14 protein-coding genes are annotated in these 17,170 nt (G+C 60.5%); 8 read left to right on the top strand and 6 right to left on the bottom strand.

Features of this window, described 5'->3' with window-relative positions; all coding sequences use genetic code 11:
* Positions 1 to 113 precede the first annotated feature (113 nt).
* From I5P96_RS09990 to I5P96_RS09965, 6 genes are all read right to left on the bottom strand, one after another.
* On the bottom strand, positions 114 to 1,055 hold the full coding sequence (locus tag I5P96_RS09990) for an ATP-binding cassette domain-containing protein (RefSeq protein ID WP_223381917.1): 942 nt from the start codon (positions 1,053 to 1,055) through the stop codon (positions 114 to 116).
* A complete protein-coding gene (locus I5P96_RS09985; protein ID WP_097792636.1) occupies positions 1,048 to 2,103 on the bottom strand; it encodes an ABC transporter ATP-binding protein in 1,056 nt (351 codons plus the stop codon). The genes I5P96_RS09990 and I5P96_RS09985 overlap by 8 nt, the downstream gene beginning before the upstream one ends.
* Before the next feature lie 22 nt (positions 2,104 to 2,125).
* Positions 2,126 to 3,067 carry an ABC transporter permease gene (locus I5P96_RS09980; protein ID WP_118551725.1) on the bottom strand — a complete coding sequence of 314 codons (942 nt, stop codon included), beginning with the start codon at positions 3,065 to 3,067 and terminating at the stop codon, positions 2,126 to 2,128.
* Entirely contained in the window at positions 3,067 to 4,017 is a 951-nt protein-coding gene (locus I5P96_RS09975) for an ABC transporter permease (RefSeq protein WP_118551727.1), read from the bottom strand. Before I5P96_RS09975 ends, I5P96_RS09980 begins: the two co-directional genes overlap by 1 nt.
* Before the next feature lie 43 nt (positions 4,018 to 4,060).
* The gene (locus tag I5P96_RS09970; RefSeq protein WP_223381916.1) at positions 4,061 to 6,088 is read right to left on the bottom strand and encodes an ABC transporter substrate-binding protein; all 2,028 of its coding nucleotides are present in this window, start codon (positions 6,086 to 6,088) and stop codon (positions 4,061 to 4,063) included.
* 465 nt (positions 6,089 to 6,553) lie between these two features.
* Entirely contained in the window at positions 6,554 to 8,584 is a 2,031-nt protein-coding gene (locus tag I5P96_RS09965; protein WP_223381914.1) for an ABC transporter substrate-binding protein, read from the bottom strand.
* Between the two features lie 378 nt (positions 8,585 to 8,962).
* Here I5P96_RS09965 and I5P96_RS09960 point away from each other — a divergent pair, with 378 nt between their 5' ends.
* The 8 genes from I5P96_RS09960 (at position 8,963) to I5P96_RS09925 (ending at position 17,099) form a co-directional block, all read left to right on the top strand.
* Complete coding sequence (locus I5P96_RS09960; protein WP_097792631.1) at positions 8,963 to 9,382, top strand: hypothetical protein; 420 nt, start codon at positions 8,963 to 8,965, stop codon at positions 9,380 to 9,382.
* Positions 9,383 to 9,397: 15 nt separating this feature from the next.
* Positions 9,398 to 11,995, top strand: a complete 2,598-nt coding sequence (locus I5P96_RS09955) for a translation factor GTPase family protein (protein WP_223381912.1) — start codon at positions 9,398 to 9,400, stop codon at positions 11,993 to 11,995.
* A 5-nt stretch (positions 11,996 to 12,000) separates the two neighbouring features.
* On the top strand, positions 12,001 to 12,891 hold the full coding sequence (locus I5P96_RS09950) for an NAD(P)H-hydrate dehydratase (protein WP_223381910.1): 891 nt from the start codon (positions 12,001 to 12,003) through the stop codon (positions 12,889 to 12,891).
* A gap of 91 nt (positions 12,892 to 12,982) precedes the next feature.
* The gene (locus I5P96_RS09945; RefSeq protein WP_118551739.1) at positions 12,983 to 13,714 is read left to right on the top strand and encodes an NAD-dependent protein deacylase; all 732 of its coding nucleotides are present in this window, start codon (positions 12,983 to 12,985) and stop codon (positions 13,712 to 13,714) included.
* On the top strand, positions 13,711 to 14,673 hold the full coding sequence (locus I5P96_RS09940) for a D-2-hydroxyacid dehydrogenase (RefSeq protein ID WP_223381908.1): 963 nt from the start codon (positions 13,711 to 13,713) through the stop codon (positions 14,671 to 14,673). Before I5P96_RS09945 ends, I5P96_RS09940 begins: the two co-directional genes overlap by 4 nt.
* Positions 14,674 to 14,695: 22 nt before the next feature.
* A complete protein-coding gene (locus I5P96_RS09935) occupies positions 14,696 to 15,583 on the top strand; it encodes an aldose 1-epimerase family protein (protein ID WP_223381906.1) in 888 nt (295 codons plus the stop codon).
* Positions 15,584 to 15,826: 243 nt separating this feature from the next.
* Complete coding sequence (locus tag I5P96_RS09930) at positions 15,827 to 16,957, top strand: sodium ion-translocating decarboxylase subunit beta (protein WP_223381904.1); 1,131 nt, start codon at positions 15,827 to 15,829, stop codon at positions 16,955 to 16,957.
* 13 nt (positions 16,958 to 16,970) lie between these two features.
* Positions 16,971 to 17,099, top strand: a complete 129-nt coding sequence (locus I5P96_RS09925; protein ID WP_097792624.1) for an oxaloacetate decarboxylase — start codon at positions 16,971 to 16,973, stop codon at positions 17,097 to 17,099.
* The last annotated feature ends 71 nt before the right edge of the window (positions 17,100 to 17,170 follow it).

The following is a 17,170-nucleotide window of genomic DNA, read 5'->3' as shown; positions in this document are numbered from 1 at the left end:
GGCCTGCAAAGGCCTCTCCTACCAGGAAAGGTGATAACAGCACAAAACCCCGCCGCTGAGGTCTCCCTCAAACGGCGGGGCATTTGTGTTAAAATACCGGAAAGCGGTTCAGCTTAAAGCTGGCTTTCGTACTCCTTGCGGTAGCCTTCCAGCTCGCGCTGGTTGCCATAGACGAAGTGACCGTTGGCGATCTCTTCCCAGACCGGCTTCTCCACGCTGTAATCGTGGATGGACGGATCATAAACAAGCAGCTTCTTGTTCTTCTCCAGAGCGGGGTCGGGGATGGGAACGGCGCTCAGCAGGGCTTTGGTGTAGGGGTGCAGCGGATGGAGGAACAGCTCTTCCGCCTCGGCCAGCTCCACGATACGGCCCTTGCTGATGACGGCGATGCGGTCCGAGATGAACCGGACGACCGACAGGTCATGTGCGATGAACAGGTAGGTCAGGCCGCGGCTCTTCTTCATCTCGTTCAGCAGGTTCAGCACCTGTGCGCGGATGGAGACGTCCAGAGCCGAGATGGGCTCATCGGCCACGATGAACTCCGGCTGCATGACCAGAGCACGGGCGATGCCGATGCGCTGACGCTGGCCGCCGGAGAACTCGTGCGGGAAGCGGGAAGCGAACTCCGGCAGCAGGCCGACTTCGTGCAGCGCGTCCATGACCTTGTTGTGCAGGTCTTCCTGGTCTTTGTACAGGTGGTGGTTCAGCAGACCCTCGGCCACGATGTACTCGACCTTGGCGCGCTCGTTCAGGGATGCCATGGGGTCCTGGAAGATCATCTGGATCTTGCGGATGACCTCCTGGTCCAGCTCTTTGGAGATCTTGCCGTTGATCTTCTGGCCTTTGAAGAGGATGTCGCCGCCGGAGGTCGGGTTGATGCGGCAGATGGCACGGCCAATGGTGGTCTTGCCGGAGCCGGACTCGCCGACCAGCGAGAAGGTCTCGCCCTTGTAGATGTCAAAATTGACATGGTCCACAGCCACAAATTTCTTTTTGCCAGAGCCAAAGGTGATCTGAAGGTCTTTCAGCTCAATCAGCTTTTCACGCTCAGCCATTTAAGTTGGAACCTCCCATCTTTCCCATTTTCTCACGAAGGTTCTGGATGGAGTGCGGGCGCTCAATCTTGGGCGCGCGCGGGTCCAGATACCAGGTCTTTGCTGCATGGGTCTCGGACACCTGGAAGAACGGAGGTTCTGCCACGAAGTCGATCGCCAGCGCGTGTTTGTTGCGGGGGGCGAAAGCATCGCCATGGATCTCGTTGAACAGGTTCGGGGGAGTGCCGTCCACGGTGGGCAGGCTCTCGCCCTTGGTGCCCAGCTGCGGCAGCGCCTGCAGCAGCGCCCAGGTGTAGGGATGCCATGCGTCGTAGAAGATCTCCTGAACGGTGCCGTATTCCACGATCTGGCCGGCGTACATGACGGCCACGCGGTCTGCCACGTTGGCCACAACACCCAGGTCATGGGTGATGTAGATGACGGACATGCCCAGCTCTTTCTGCAGATCGCGGATGAGCTGCAGGATCTGCGCCTGGATGGTCACATCCAGTGCGGTGGTCGGCTCGTCGCAGATCAGGATCTGCGGGCGGCAGGCTGCTGCAATGGCGATGACGACACGCTGGCGCATACCGCCGGAAAACTCGTGCGGATACTGCTCGTAGCGGCGCTCCGGGTCGGGGATGCCGACCTTGCCCAGCATCTCAATGGCGGCCTTCTTGGCGGCTTCGCCTTTCAGGCCCTGGTGATGCTCGATGCTCTCCTGGATCTGCTTGCCGATCTTCTTCAGCGGGTTCAGGCTGGTCATCGGGTCCTGCATGACCATGGCGATCTTCTTACCGCGGACACCAAGCCAGTCCTTTTCGGTGAACTTGGTCATATCGCGGCCTTCGTACAGGATGGAGCCGCCGGTGATGGTACCGTTGGCATCCAGCATACCCACAAAGGTCTTGGTAAACACGGACTTGCCGGAGCCGGACTCGCCGACGATGGCGAGGGTCTCGCCTTCATACAGATCCAGCGAGCACTTGCGGATGGCGTTCAGTTTGCGGCCGCGCAGGCTAAAAGTGATCTCCACGTCTTTGGCAGAGATAATCGGTTTTCTATCCATTTACGTTTCTCTCTCCAATCTATCAAACGTGGTTGCGCGGGTCTGCCGCATCCGACAAAGCGTTGCCCATGATGTAGAACGAGATCGAGATGATGGACACGATGGATGCAGGGAAGACCAGCAGGTACGGGTAATCCAGGAAGAAGCCGCGCACCTTGCTCAGGAGCAGGCCCAGAGACGGGGTGTCGATGCCCAGGCCCAGGCCCAGGTAGGACAGCGTAGACTCCAGGTTGATGGTGCCGGGGATGGAAAGCGCCATGCGCAGGATGATGACAGAGACCAGATACGGCAGGATGTTCTTGGTCAGAACACGCCACAGCGGGGTGCCAAGGCAGCGGGAAGCGAGGTTGTACTCGCGGTCACGGAACATGAAGACCATGTTACGGACACGGCGCGCCATGGACAGCCAGTTGATGGCGATCATCGAAATGGCCATGATCCAGAAGCTCTGACCGACCATCAGGGCGATCAGGGTCATATAGATGATATAGGGCACGTTGTCGATCAGGTTGTACAGCTCCGTGAAGAAGCGGTCCAGGCTGCGGACGTAGCCCCAGATCAGGCCGAAGATGACGCCGACGATGCTCTCGCCAACGGCAACGACCAGAGCCAGACGGATGGAGACCTGGGTGGCGTACCACACCTGGCACCAGTAGTCACGGCCGAGGTTGTCGGTGCCGAACCAGTATTCGCTGTTCGGCTTGATGAATGCCTTGCTCGTATCCGAGATCAGGGTGGTGTAATCGTACTTGCCAATGGCCAGTGCGATGAAAGAGAACACGCTCAGTGCCAGGAACAGGATCAGGCAGAAGACAGCAACCTTCTGCTTGAGGAAGTTCTGGATGACGGAACCCCAGTAGGAATAGTTGGAATAGCCGATGCGCTCGGCTTCTTCCGGAGAGTATTCGACGAAGTAGAACAGTTCGTCCTGCTTCTTGCCCTCAAAATCCGATGCCTTAGCCATCAGCGAGCTTCCTCCTTTCCGGTCAGAGTAATACGCGGGTCGACCACCATCATCAGCACGTCGCCCAGGAAAACACCCACGATGCCCAGAACGGCATACAGGATGACCAGCGTCTGCACGACGTTCAGGTCATAACGCTGGATGGCGTCGGTCAGCAGGGGGCCCATGCCGGGGACGGAGAAGAAGCGCTCCATCAGCAGAGAGCCGCCGACCGTCAGCAGGATGGACTGGGGGATATACTGCACCATGGGGACCATGGCGTTGCGCAGCACGTGCTTGAACATGATCTCGCGGGAGCTCAGGCCCTTGACACGCGCCAGTTTGATGTAGTCGCGGGTGAGCTCATCGACCATGTAGCGGCGGGTCCACAGGGCATAGCCTGCAATGGAAGCCAGCGACAGGCAGGTGATGGGCAGCACGCTGGACGCACCCACATTGCGGGTGGAGTACAGCGTGGGGAAGCCCAGGTACTTGGAGCCGAAGACCAGGACCAGCGAATACGAGACCAGAGAAGGAACTGCGTTGACGAACACGGTGTAAGCCGTGCCGATCCAGTCGAACACTTTGTCCTTGAATGCCGCCTGCAGAATGCCCATCAGCACACCCAGCACCAGAGAGATGCCGGAGGCGGTGAGGCCCAGGCGCATCGAGACGCCGAACTTTTTGCCGATGACCTTGACCACCGATGCACCGTTCTGGATGCGGCGGGATGTGCCGAAGTCCAGATGCAGCAGATCGTTGTAGAACTTGATCAGCTGGGTGGGGATGGGGTCGGTCAGGCCGGCTGCTTCCAGAGCAGCGGTCTTCTGCTGATCGGTGAACTTCATGAGCTGTTCCTCAGTGAAGTAGTAGTCCGTCGGCAGACAGCGCATCATCAAAAAGACGGCTGTTGCGATCAAAAAGATTGTGACAAGCGACTGGAGCAGCCGCTTAACCGTGTATTTTAACATGTTATCGAACCTTTAACTTTTATTTTGGGGTGCGGTAAAAAACTCAGGCCTTGGTGGCAGCATCGAATGCAGCAGCGAACTCCTCGTACTGCTCGGTGGTGTAAGCCTCTTCGCTGGTCTCCCAGTTGACAGCCTTGTAGTTGCAGGGGCCGTACATGGCGTTGATCTTGCTGTACTCGTTGGCGTGGGTCAGAGTCCAGGCCACCTCGAAGTAGCAGGGGCAGGCCAGAACGTTGTTCAGCATGCTGGCCTCAGCCTTTGCGAAGGCAGCATAGCGGGCATCGGTATCATCGACGATGGCCTTTGCGGTGTTGACCAGATCGGTGAACTCCTCGTAGCAGGCCACCAGATCCTTCTGCCAGTCAGCGGGGCCGGCCTCGACGATCTTAGCGATGTTGGAGTAGTACCAGCTGTAGTAGGCGTTGTCGTCGTGCAGGATCTCCTGACCAACGAAGTTGACGGGGTCACCGAAGTCAGCGCCCCAGCCGTTGATGACGAAGCTCTGCAGCTGCGGGTTACGGACTTCCTGGGTGATGGAGGAAACGAAGGTCTTGATGTCCAGCACGATGAAGTCATCGCCGAAGCTGTCGGTGAAGCACTGCTTCAGGACGGTTGCGCTGTCCAGAGCGGTGGAGTTGCTGGCGATGATGTAGTAAGCAGCGTGGACGGGGAAGGTGACGCCGATGGCGCTCAGCTCGTCCATAGCCTGCTTCTTCAGGTCCGCGATGTCGCCATTGTTGGCGCGCAGGCGGATCATGGTCTTGCCGTCATAAGACTCCTTGTCGAAGCCCATCTCCTTGGCGACCAGGGTGGAGTACTCCTCGCCCTTGGTGTTGTAGCAGACGCCCGGCATGGTGTAGTAGTCGTTCTCGCACTTCAGGGGGTTGATCTTGTTGGTACGTGCATACCAGTTGGTCAGCTCCAGGCCCTTGTAGAAGCACTGACGGAAGGCGGTGTTGGCGATGGCCTTGTTCCAGTTGTCGTCGGGGGTGCCGTCCTCATTGTTCTTCTGATAGTTGAAGTGCATCTGGTAGCTGAACTTCTTGGGGCGCTTCTCGCACAGCTGAGCATTGTACTCGCTGTTGGGATCGGCCTGGATGGTGGTCAGGGTGCTCTCGCCGACATCCATCTCGTCCAGCTCACGGTTCTGATACAGCTGGAAGGTGACGGTGCCGTCGCTGATCATGGTAACGGTGAAGCGGTCGAAGCGGGACACATCGTCTGCACCATAGTAGTTGGGGTTGGGGATGTAGCTCTTAGTGTTCTGGCTGATGAACTCCTCCACCACATACGGGCCGTTGTACCACATGTTGGTGTAGTCGCAGGCACGGAAGCCCTCGATGCCCAGCTCGGTGATCAGGTCCTCAGAGACGGGGTAGAAGCTGGTGTAAGCAGCCACGGTATCGAAGTACGGGCAGGGATTCTTGCAGGTGAAGACCAGAGTGTAATCATCGGTAGCCTCAATGCCCACACCGGCGGCCAGCATATCTTCGTAGGTCAGGTCGGCAGCGGCGTCGCCCATGTCGCTGGTCTTCTGGTAGTAGTCCGCAGCGCCCACCAGAGTCTCGTTGGGCATGGAGGTGTTGTTGGCCTGGTTCTTGGCTGCGTTCAGCACCCACTCCAGACCCACGAGGAAGTCCTTGCTGGTCAGGTGAGCCTTGACCTCGCCGTTGACGTCCACCCAGTCGACATCGTCGCGCAGGTTGAAGGTCCAGACGGAGGAGTCCTCGTTGTGGCTCCACTCCTTGGCCACGGAAGGCACGGCCTTGCCGTAGCAGTCAAAGCTCAGCAGGCCCTCCCACAGGTTGGTGGTGACATTCATGTCGGAAGCCATCTGGCTGTACAGCATGTTCCAGCTCTCCAGCTCACGGTTGGTGCCCTCCCAGGAGATGAACTCCTTCAGCGGAGTAGCGCCGGTGGTGTTGGGGGCGCTGGTTGCGCCGGAAGAAGCAGCGGTGGAGCTGCTGGAGCTGCCGCCACAGGCTGCCAGGATGCCGGCGGCACCAACAACGCCGGAAGCCTTCAGAAAGCTGCGGCGGCTGATTGCATGAGACTCGTGATTGATGTTCATTGTGTTATCCTCCCTAAAATTTTTTCCGTGCTTCGGTGCATGGTGCAGGGCGCGTTGTCCTGCTTGTTTCCCACTCCTTTGCGGGAGCTTCGCATCTCCTGTACTGCTGAGGAATACAAAAGAGCGCAGATACAGACCCCTCTGTCTGTGCCTGTGCTCCTCCCGCAAAACCTTAACACGCTGATTATTATATCATTAAAAGAATAAGCTGTCAATGGAGCATGGACAGGAACTTCTTCAAAAAAGAAAGATAGACTGTGGAAAACGATGAAATATATTTGTTTTTGTCTGACGAAGGATGCAAAAAGTTTAACACTGCTTTTGAAAGACAAAACAACCGAAATTGTTCTTCACAAACGAACAGGTGTGAAACACTTTACATAATAAAAGAGCGGGAGCCATCCGCTTTGCGAACAGCTCCCGCCGGGGGAAAAGTGCTTAACTTAGAATGCGCTCAAAAACCGATCAGGCCTGGGTGGCTGCATCGAAAGCAGCGGCGAACTCCTCGTACTGCTCGGTGGTGTAAGCCTCTTCGCTGGTCTCCCAGTTGACCGCCTTGTAGTTGCAGGGGCCGTACATGGCGTTGATCTTGCTGTACTCGTTGGCGTGGGTCAGGCACCAGGTCACATCGTAGACGGTGGGGAAGATCAGATTCTCCTCCAGGAAGTAGGCCTCAGCCTTTGCGAAGGCAGCGTAGCGTGCATCGGTGTCGTTGACGATGACGCGGCCCTCGTTGACCAGGTCGGTGAACTGCTCGTAGGCAGCCACCAGATCCTTCTGGTAATCGGCGGCACCGTTCTCGGCGATGCCCTCGATGTTGGTCATGTTGCAGCTGTAGTAAGCGTTGTCGTCGTGGACGATGATCTGGGCCAGGAAGTTGATGGGATCGCCGAAGTCAGCGCCCCAGCCCATGTGGACGAAGCTCTGCAGCTTGGGTGCCACGACCTCCTTCATGGTGGAGGAGACGAAGGTCTCGATGTCCAGCACGATGAAGTCATCGCCGAAGCTGTCGGTGAAGCACTGCTTCAGGACGGTCGCGCTGTCCAGAGCGGTGGTGGAACCGGCCAGGATATAGTAAGAGCAGTGCACCGGGAAGGTGACGCCGATGGCACTCAGCTCGTCCATGGCCTGCTTTTTCAGGTCGGTGATGTCGCCGTTGTTGGCGCGCAGACGCTTCATGGTCTTGCCATCATACTTCTCGCCATCCAGACCCAGCTCCTTAGCGACCAGGCTGGTGTAATCGGTGCCGTCGGTGGTGTAGCACAGGCCGCTCATGGTAAAGAAGTCGTTCTCGCACTTCAGCGGGTTGATGGGGTTGTAGCGAGCGTAGAACTTGGACAGCTCCAGACCCTTGGAGAAGCACTGGCGGAATGCCTTGTTGGCGATGGCCTTGTTCCAGTTCTCATCGGCGGTGCCGTCGGCCTTGCGCTTGTCGTAGTTGAAGATGAAGCAGTAGCTGAACTTCTTGGGGCGCTTCTCGCACAGCTGCTGGTTGAACACGTTGGAAGGATCGGCCTGGATGGTGGCGATGCTGCTCTCGCCCAGATCGACCTCGTCCAGCTCACGGTTCTCGTACAGCTGCAGGCTGATGGAGCCATCGGAGATCATGGTGATGGTCAGGCGCTCAAAGCGGCTGACGTTGGCTGCATCGTAGTAGCTGGGGTTGGGGATATAGCTCTTGGTGTTGCCCTGGATATACTCCTCGACGACGTACGGGCCATTGTACCACATGGTAGTGTTGTCGCAGCCGCGGAAGCCCTCGATGCCCAGCTCGTCGAGCAGGGCGGGAGCGACGGGGTAGAAGCTGTTGTAAGCCGCCACGGTGTCGAAGTACGGGCAGGGGTCCTTGCAGGTGAAGACCAGCGTGTAGTCATCGGGAGCCTCGATGCCGACACCGGCAGCCAGCATGTCCTCATAGGTCATGTCGGCAGCAGCGTCGCCGGCTGCCTTGGTCTGCTCGTAGTAATCGGCAGCGCCCACGACGGTATCGTTGGGCATGGAGGTGTTGTTGGCCTCATTCTTGTAGGCGTTCATGACCCACTCGAAGCCGACCAGGAAATCCTTGCTGGTCAGGTGATCCTTCACCTCGCCGTTGGCATCGACCCAATCGACGTCATCGCGCAGGTGGAAGGTCCAGACGGTGGAATCGTCGTTGTGCTCCCAGCTGGAAGCGATGGCGGGCACGACCTTGCCGTAGCAGTCGAAGCTCAGCAGGCCGTCCCACAGGTTGGTGATGACGTTGGCGTCCTCAGCCCTCTGGGTGTACAGTATATTCCAGCTTTCCAGCTCCCGGTTGCCGCTCTCAAAGGAGATGAACTCCTTCAGCGGGGTGGCGCCGGTGGTGTTGGGGGCTGCGGCACCGCTGGTGGAAGTAGCGCTGCTGCCGTTGTCGGACTTGCCGCCGCAGGCGGCCAGCAGCCCAGCTGCGCCGACCATGCCTGCGCCCTTGAGGAAGCTGCGGCGGTCGAGCTTGTGAGACTCAAAATTGATACTCATGGATGGATCCTCCCAGATCTCTGGCACTGGCGGTCTGCCTGCGCCGTTTTTTCCTATTCCTGAACGAGTGTGGCCTGTCCTCCACGAAAAAATGCACAGGAAGGGCAAAAGTCGCACTCCAGATATTTTAGCACTGTATTGAAAAGAAGTCAACGGATTAAAGCAATAAATTGGAAACAAAAGGGTGACAGCCGCTTTTGCATGAAAAGCAGCAGCGGAAAAATGCAAAAGAATCCAAAGCGCCGGGTGGCCGCGGAAAGCGGCAGGCTTCAAAAGAAAAAAAGGTGGACTGTTTTTTCACCACGGACGATTCTGCTATCTTTTTTCATAAAAACATGCTACAATAAAATGTATCTGTATCGGAATAAGGAGCAAACCATGAAAAAACTACGCGCGATGTACAAAGGCTATATGCTTCATCCCATCTTATATAAAACTGTGACCCGCACTTCCATCGTGGCTGTGCTGATGCTGCTGTGGGAGCGGTATGTCAGCGATGGAACCTTCTCCATGTGGGAGGCACCGGGTTTTCTGTGCGGCGTGGTGCTGCTCATCTGGGCGTGGGTGGACTATATGCGGCTGGACGGCCTGACCATCCACCATCTGCTCGAAGAGTTCAAGGGGATCAAGCCGCAGAAAAAGTTCCACGCCACCCGCTCCATCATGGACTATGCCGACGAGAAGATCGTCTCCTTTGAGGAGCTGGAGCCGGAGGAGCGTACCTATTGCAGTATGCTCTCCAATCTGGTGCTGGGGGTGCCGCTGGTGGTGGTGGCACTCTGCATCAGCTTTTTATAAGGAAGGGTGCAGACCATGGAAAACCCGCACAAGCAGCTGGTGGTGGGCATCCTCGCCCATGTGGACTCCGGCAAGACCACCCTTTCCGAAGCCATGCTCTACCGCGCCGGTGCCATCCGGAAGCTGGGCCGCGTGGACCACAAGGACGCCTTTCTCGACACCGACGCGCTGGAAAAGGCGCGCGGCATCACCATCTTTTCCAAGCAGGCCCTGCTGACGGCAGGAAACACCGACTTCACCCTGCTGGATACCCCCGGCCATGTGGACTTTTCCACCGAGACCGAGCGCACCCTGCAGGTACTCGATTATGCGGTGCTGGTCATCAGCGGCACCGACGGCGTCCAGAGCCACACCGAAACGCTCTGGCGTCTGCTGCGGCGGTATCACATCCCGACCTTCGTTTTCCTCAATAAGATGGACCTGCCCGGCCCCGGCCGGGAGGCGCTGCTGGAACAGCTCAACCATCGGCTGGGGGACGGCTTTGTGGATTTCGGGGCCGATGCGTCCGCCCGCGACGAAGCGCTGGCCCTCTGCGACGAGCGGCTGATGGAAACCGTCCTCGACAAAGGGGAACTGACCGATGCCGACATTCTCCCGGCCATCGCCCGGCGGCATGTCTTCCCGTGCTGGTTCGGCGCAGCGCTCAGGCTGGAGGGTGTGGACGAACTTCTGGCCGGGCTGGACCGCTTCACTCGCCCGGCTCCCGCGCTGGAGGCTTTCGGCGCACGGGTGTTCAAGATCTCGCAGGATGAGCAGGGGGCCCGGCTGACCTGGCTGCGCGTGACCGGCGGCGAACTGAAGGTCAAGGCCCAGCTCACCGGCGAAGTGGACGGGGAGCCCTGGGCCGAAAAGGCCAACCAGCTCCGCCTTTATTCCGGTGCCAGGTATACGCTGGCCGAGCGCATCGGGCCGGGGCAGGTCTGCGCCGTCACCGGACTGACCAAAGCCCGCCCCGGCGAGGGGCTGGGCGCAGAGCGGGACGGCGACCTGCCGGTCCTGGAGCCGGTGCTGAGCTATCAGGTGCTTCTGCCGGAGGGGGCTGACGTCCACGCAGCTCTCGGCAAGCTCCACCGGCTGGAAGAAGAGGAACCCCAGCTCCACGTCGTCTGGAACGAGACGCTGGGCGAGATCCACGTCCAGCTCATGGGCGAGATCCAGCTGGAGGTGCTCCGGAGCCTGCTGGCAGAGCGCTATGGGCTGGAGGTGTGCTTCGGCCCCGGCGGCATTTTATATAAGGAGACGATCACCGAGGCCATCGAGGGCGTGGGCCACTATGAGCCGCTCCGCCACTATGCCGAAGTCCACCTCAAGCTGGAACCTCTGCCCCGCGGCAGCGGGATGCAGTTTGCGGCCGACTGCCGCGAAGAGGTGCTGGATAAGAACTGGCAGCGTCTGGTGCTGACCCATCTCGAAGAAAAACAGCACCTTGGTGTGCTGGCCGGTGCCCCGCTGACCGATGTGAAGATCACCCTCATCGCGGGCCGCGCCCACCTGAAGCATACCGAGGGCGGCGATTTCCGGCAGGCGACCTACCGCGCGGTGCGGCAGGGCCTGATGATGGCCGCGCAGATCCACAAAGCGCAGCTGCTGGAGCCGTGGTACGCCTTCCGGCTGGAACTTCCGGCCGAGAATGTGGGCCGTGCGATGAACGACATCCAGCAGATGGGCGGCAGCTTCGACCCGCCCCAGACGGCTCCGGATGGCCAGACGGCCACCCTGACCGGCACAGCCCCGGCCTCCACGATGCGCAGCTACCCGATGGACGTAGTGGGCTACACGCGGGGCCGGGGGCACCTGAGTCTGACGCTGGATGGCTACCGTCCCTGCCACAACACCGACGAGGTGCTGGCAGCCATCGGCTACGAGCCGGAACACGACCTCGACAACCCGGCGGATTCGGTCTTCTGCTCCCATGGGGCCGGGTTCGTGGTGCCCTGGGAACAGGTACGCAGCCACATGCACGTGGACAGCGGCTGGGGCAAGACCGCCCGCCCGGCGGAAGAGGCGGCCACCCGGCCCCGCCGGATGGCCGCCTACCGCGCCACGCTGGAAGAGGACGCCGAGCTGCTGAAGATCTTTGAGCAGACCTATGGCCCCATCAAGCGGGACCCGCTGGCCGCATTCCGCCCGACCCGGAAGACCGAGCGCCCGGATTTTGACGCCGAGCAGTGGGAGATCGCGCCCGAATACCTGCTGGTGGATGGCTACAACATCATCTTTGCGTGGGATGAGCTGAACGAGCTCTCCAAACAGAGCCTTGATGCCGCCCGCAAGAAGCTGATGGACATCCTGTGCAACTATCAGGGGTTCAAAAAGTGTGTGCTCATCCTCGTGTTCGATGCCTACCGTGTGCCGGGCAGCCCCGGCGTCATCGAGCAATATCACAACATCCACGTCGTCTACACCAAGGAGGCCGAGACGGCGGATATGTTCATCGAGCATGTTACCCACGAGATCGGCAAGGGGCGGCGGGTCCGCGTGGCCACCTCCGACGGCATGGAACAGATCATCATTCTGGGCCACGGTGCCCTTCGCGTCTCGGCCCGCATGTTCCATCAGGAAGTGCAGGAGGTCGAGAAGGAGATCCGGAACTATTTGCAGGGAGAGGTGTAAACCTTATGAAAACAGACGCCGCGTATGTTTGGACGTGTCTTCGCCCCCGCCCGCGGGACAGCCACAAAGGTACCTTCGGGGCCGTGCTGGCCGTGGCAGGCAGCGCCAGCTACCGGGGTGCGGCAGCGCTGGCGGTGGAAGGCGCTCTGCGCACCGGTGCGGGCATCGTCACGCTGGCCAGCGTGGAACCGGTGCTGGCGGCGGTGTCTGCCCGCCTGCCGGAGTGCTGCCTCTGCCCCTGCGAGGCCGGGGCCGAATGCGGCATCGCGCCGGAGAGCATCCCCTGCATCCAGCGCCAGAAGGCGACCGTCCTTCTGCTGGGGCCGGGGCTGGGCTACACGGCCCAGAGCATGGCCCGCGCCGCCGAGACCCGGACACTGGTACAAACGCTCCTGCCCGGCTTTGCGGGCAGTGCCGTGCTGGACGCCGACGGCCTGAACGCCGCCGCCGACCTGTTGCAAGCTGGAAAAATGCTTCATCCGAAGGGTGAACTGATTTTAACACCCCACCCCGGCGAGATGGCCCGGCTGACCGGGCTGTCCGCTGCGGCCATCCACGCCGACCGGGAGGGCACCGCCCTGCGGTTTGCCAGAGCGTGGAACGCCGTGGTCGTGCTCAAGGGGGCGCAGACGGTCATCGCGGCCCCGGATGGCCGGTGCGCGGTGAACCCCACCGGCAACCCCGGCCTGTCACGCGGGGGCAGCGGCGATGTGCTGGCCGGTATGACCAGCGCTCTGCTGGCCTGCGGGCTGCCTGCCTTTGAGGCTGCCGTCTGCGCGGTCTACCTCCACGGGGCCGCTGCCGACCGCGCCGCCGCCGTGCACGGCGAAGCCGGGATGCTCCCGCACGACCTCTTTGCGGCCCTCGGCACCCTGTTTGCCGAGAACGGCCGCTGAACCAGAGAACCAAAAGAAACGCTTCCTTTCCGCCGGATTTGTGTTATACTGGACGTGTAACCAAATCTGCTGGAAAGGGGCGTTTTTTGTTATGGTTCCTGCGCTGGAGAAAATCATCCAGGAGAGCGACAGCATCGTCTTCTTCGGCGGTGCGGGCGTCTCCACGGAGAGCGGCATCCCGGACTTCCGGAGCGTGGACGGGCTGTATCATCAGAAATACGATTACCCGCCCGAAACCATCCTGAGCCACACCTTCTGGGAACAAAATCCAGAGGAATTTTACCGTTTTTACCGCGATAAGCTCATCGTGAAAGGGGCAAGGCCCAATGCCGCCCATCTGCGGCTGGCCAAACTCGAACGCGAGGGCAGGCTGAAAGCGGTCGTCACCCAGAACATCGACGGCCTGCACCAGGCGGCAGGGTCCAAGACCGTCTATGAGCTGCACGGCAGCACCCTGCGCAACTACTGCACCGGATGCGGCAAGTTCTACGACATCGACTTCATCGCCAACAGCACCGGTGTGCCCCGCTGCCCGGACTGCGGCGGCATCGTCAAGCCGGACGTGGTGCTATACGAAGAAGGGCTGGACGACGAGGTCGTCTCCGGGGCCGTGCAGGCCATCCGCCGGGCCGATACCCTCATCGTGGGCGGCACCAGTCTGGTGGTCTACCCGGCGGCGGGGCTGCTGCGGTATTTCCGGGGCCGGCATCTCGTCGTCATCAACATGCAGCCCACCCCGGCGGACGAAAGCGCAGACCTGTGCATCGCCCAGCCCATCGGGCAGGTGCTCCGCGAGGACGTGGAATTGGAGGAGAAGCGATGAAAGCTGTCATTCTGGAACGCTATGTCATGCACGAGGGCGACCTCGACTGGTCGGGGGTCAAAGCCCTCATCCCGGATACCACCAGCTACGTCCGCACGGCCTACGAGGAGATTGCGCCCCGTATCGGGGATGCCGAGGTCGTCTTCCTCAACAAATGCCGGATGGATGAAGCCATCCTAGCCCAGTGCCCGAACCTGAAGTTCGTGGGCATCATCGCCACCGGCACTGACAATCTGGATCTGGACGCCTGCCGCCGCCATGGCGTGGCCGTGGCGAATGTGCCCGGCTACTCGACCTACAGCGTGGCGCAGATGACCTTCAGCCTGCTGCTGGCCATCGTCCAGTGTGCCGAGCGGTATGACCGCGCCGTCAAGGACGGCCTGTGGCAGCTGGATATCCCGGCAGGCTACGGCCTGCTGCCCCAGATGGAGCTGTACGGCAAGATCTTCGGCATCTACGGCTACGGCAGCATCGGGCGGCAGACAGCCCGCATCGCCAGAGCATTCGGGATGCGGGTGCTCGTCTGCACCCGGACCGTCCGGCCGGAATATGCCGCCGACGGTGTGGAGTTCGTGCCGTTTGCCGACCTGCTGAAGGAGAGCGACGTCCTCAGCCTCCACTGCCCGGCCACGCCCCAGACGCGGGGGCTCATGGGTGCGGAGGCACTGGCGCAGATGAAGCCCGGTGCCATCCTGCTGAACACCGCGCGCGGTGCCCTTGTGGACGAAACAGCGGTCACGGCGGCGCTCCGCAGCGGGCAGCTGGGCTTTTACGGGGCCGACGCCTTTGCCACCGAACCCCTCCCGGCGGACAGCCCGCTCCGGAAGGAGCCCCACGCCCTCCTCACCCCGCACATTGCATGGACGACAAAGGAAGCGCTGCAGAACCTGATGGACATCACCACCCGGAACCTGCGCACCTTCCTGGACGGAAACGGCGAGCACATCGTCAACCGATAACAATGAAAAAGGAGAACGAATCATGCAGGCAACCATCCACAACGAATTTCTGACTCTGACCGTGGACACCCTTGGCGCGGAGGCCGTCAGCCTGAAGAACGCAGCGGGCGAAGAGCTGCTCTGGCAGGCCGACCCGGCGGTCTGGAAGCGTCATGCGCCCATCCTCTTCCCCTGGACGGGCAAACTGCCCGGCGGCACCTTCACCCATGGCGGCAAGACCTACAAGGGCGGCCAGCACGGCTTTGCACGGGATCTGGAGCACACCCTGCTCCGCGCCGAGGGTGACACCATTGAGCTGGAACTGCGCTCGGACGATGCGATCAAGGCCGAGCGCTTCCCCTTCGATTTTGTCCTCACCAGCACCTTCCGGCTGGAGGGGAAGACCGTCCACCACACCCTGACGGTCGTGAACCCCGAAACCGCCGCAGAGGAGCTGCGCTTCGGCATCGGCTACCACCCGGCCTTCCGCATCCCCTTTGATGCCAGCCACACCACCACCGATTACGAGTTCCGCTTCGACCAGCCCGAAAGCCCGATGATCCTGGACGCTTACCCCAACGGCCTGCTGACCGGCAGGTGCGGCTACCGGTGGAAGAACGTCTCCGCCATCCCGCTCACGGACGACCTCTTCGCCAACGACAGCTTCTGCATGGCGGGCCTGCGCACCAGGACGCTGGGCATCTACGAAAAGGACACCGGCCGCCACATCGTCTGCAACGTCGAGGGCTACCCGTATTCTCTCATCTGGTCGGCCCCGGCAAAGCCGGTCCGCTTCGTCTGCATCGAGCCGTGGCAGTCCCTGCCCGGTGCCGAGTGCGACCCGCAGGCCTGGACCGAACGCGCTGCCGCCGCCTGCCTCGCCCCCGGCCAGCACTGGGCCACGACCCTGAGCACGACGTTCGAGCGCTGAAGCAAAATTTGGCAAAGAATCCGGAAAACCTCTTGACAGCGGGGACGCAGTCTGATTTAATAAGACCCGATAAAAGGGAGTAAAGAGCGCTCCGCAGGGTCTGCGGGGTGCTGCATGGCAGCGTCATCACGGCAGAAATGCCCGATGTCATGTGTTCGCTTGAGACTTTTGTCACAGACAGGGTGCTGTGGCAGGAGTCTCTTTTTTCTTGCCTTTGGCACCGGAACACGAGGAGGTAAAACTATGAACTTTCTGAACACGTTCGCCGGGCTCTTTTCCAATTTCGGGAATCTGACCTGGCAGATGGTGGTGATGTGGGGCATCGGTGCGCTGCTCATCTACCTTGCCATCGCAAAAAAGATGGAGCCGAGCCTGCTGCTGCCCATGGGCTTTGGTGCCATTCTGGTCAACCTGCCCCTGTCGGGTGCCATCACCCAGGGAGAGACCGTCGGCCCCATTTCGGCCCTGTTTGAGGCGGGCATGTCCAACGAGCTGTTCCCGCTGCTGCTCTTCATCGGCATCGGCGCCATGATCGACTTTGGCCCCCTGCTGGAAAAGCCGTGGCTTATGCTCTTTGGTGCGGCAGCACAGTTCGGCATCTTTTTCACGCTGTTCCTGGCGGGCTTCTTCTTTGACCTGAAGGATGCCGCGTCCATCGCCGTGATCGGTGCAGCCGACGGCCCCACCGCCATTTTCGTGGCCAACACCCTCAACTCCCAGTACCTCGGTGCCATCATGGTGGCTGCCTACAGCTACATGGCGCTGGTGCCCATCGTGCAGCCGCCGGTCATCAGGCTGCTGACCACCCGGAAGGAGCGCCGCATTCGGATGTCCTACGAGAAGGGCAGCGTCTCCCAGCTGACCAAGATCCTGTTCCCGATCGTTGTGACCATCATCGCGGGCATGGTGGCCCCGGCCAGTGTGGCGCTGGTGGGCTTCCTGATGTTCGGCAACCTGCTGCGGGAGTGCGGCGTGCTGAATGTGCTGAGTGAAACGGCGCAGAATGTGCTGGCGAACCTCATCACCATCGTGCTGGGCCTGACCGTAGCCGGGCAGATGACCGCAGACAAGTTCGTCCGGCCCGACACCCTGCTGATCCTCGCACTGGGTCTGGTGGCCTTTGTCTTCGATACCGCAGGCGGTGTGCTGTTTGCAAAGCTGCTGAATCTCTTCCTGCCGGAGGGCAAAAAGCTGAACCCGATGATCGGCGCTGCCGGCATCTCGGCCTTCCCCATGAGCGGCCGCGTCGTCAACAAGATGGGCCTGGAAGAGGACAACCAGAATTTCCTGCTGATGTACTCCATCAGCGTCAACGTTTCGGGGCAGATCGCGTCCGTCATTGCAGGCGGCCTGATCCTGACTCTGATGGCTTAACGGAGGTGTGTTTATGCTTCATCTTTCTTCGTGGATGACCACTCTGCCCATCATGGTGATCGGAATGGTCGGCATCATCCTCGTCATCGGTGTGCTGGTCCTGGCGGTGATGCTGCTGAACCGGCTGACGGGCCGGAAATAAGACCGGACCGGAAAAAACAGAAAAGGCGATGCAGTCGTACAAAAACTGCATCGCCTTTTTGCTTGCAAAAA

The organism is Faecalibacterium prausnitzii, from assembly GCF_019967995.1.
Classification (GTDB): Bacteria; Bacillota; Clostridia; order Oscillospirales; family Ruminococcaceae; genus Faecalibacterium; species Faecalibacterium prausnitzii_E.
This window is presented reverse-complemented; position numbering and strand designations above follow the sequence as displayed.